1 pseudogene is annotated in these 1,140 nt (G+C 61.8%); it reads right to left on the bottom strand.

What is annotated here, in order from left to right:
* Positions 1-1,087, bottom strand: a pseudogene (locus tag ACFVHY_RS24460) (IS3 family transposase); the annotation flags it as partial.
* Positions 1,088-1,140: the final 53 nt, after the last annotated feature.

The raw sequence follows: 1,140 nt of genomic DNA, 5'->3' as shown, positions 1-1,140 counted from the left end.
GTCTTGTACAAGCCGTTCACCGACTCGGCCAGCGCGTTGTCGTAGGCGTCCCCGACCGTTCCGATCGACGCGGCGATGTCTTCGAGTCGCAGACGTTCGGTCAGTGTAACCGATGTGTACTGACTTCCCGCATCTGAATGGTGAATCAGCTCAGCAGCTTTCACCGGATGCCCTTCCCGCTTGCGCTGCCACAGCGCCATCCGAAGCGGGACCGTCACCAGCTCGACTGTCTTCGATGTCGATGCGTGCCACGCCACGATTCGACGGGAGAACACGTCGATGATGAACACCACGTACACCCACCCGGCCCATGTCCGGCAGTAGGTGAAATCGGTCACCCAGACCCGGTTGGGTTCGGCGGCACTGAACTGTCGGTTCAGCAGATCCTCCGCGCGTACACCGTCAGTGGAGCGGACGGTCGTGCGGACCCCTTTGGATCTTCGAATTCCGTTGTGGCCTAGCATTTTCATTGCTCGATCAACAGCGCCGTAGGACACCCCAGGCAGTGTTGTGCGGTGCAGGTGGGCGCGCATCTTCACCCGCCCGTAGAGGCCCTCGGGAGTCATCTTCCGTCGGCCGTCGTCATCGGTGCGCCAGACGACATTGCGCACCGCATCGACGACGTGAGCGTCGGAGACGGTACGAGCAGCAGGCATTCGTGTTCGCCATGCCCGGTAGGTTCGTGCGGCAACCATGCAGCCCTGCTCACGCAGGACCCGGCAGATCGACTCGACCGCAAAACCGTTGGTGCGCATCTGATCTATGAACGCCACGATCATCGGTTGCGGGGGTCGAGTTCCCCCGCGAAGAAAGTTGTCGCCGCCTTCAGAATGGCAACGTCTTCTCGCAACTGCTTGTTCTCCGCCTTGAGGCGCTTGATCTCGGCGGACTCCTTCGAGGTGGTCCCGGAGCGGGCGCCGGCATCGATCTGTGCCTGCACTGCCCACCGGCGTACCGTCTCTCCGCCGACACCGACCTGCTTAGCGATCGCTTCGGCAGCGGCAGTCAACGACGTGTACTCGCCGCCGTGGGCCTCCAGCAGCCGCAGAGCCCTTGAACGGACCTCTGGATCGATCTTTTTAGGCATGAGCTCATCCTTCCTGACTCAGAAGGAAGCGGCATCAAACCAGGGGTGATTCA

It is taken from the genome of Gordonia sp. NPDC127522 (assembly GCF_042672305.1).
Lineage (GTDB): Bacteria > Actinomycetota > Actinomycetes > Mycobacteriales > Mycobacteriaceae > Gordonia > Gordonia hongkongensis.
The sequence above is the reverse complement of the archived record's forward strand: the minus strand, read 5'-3'. Positions and strand labels throughout refer to the sequence as shown.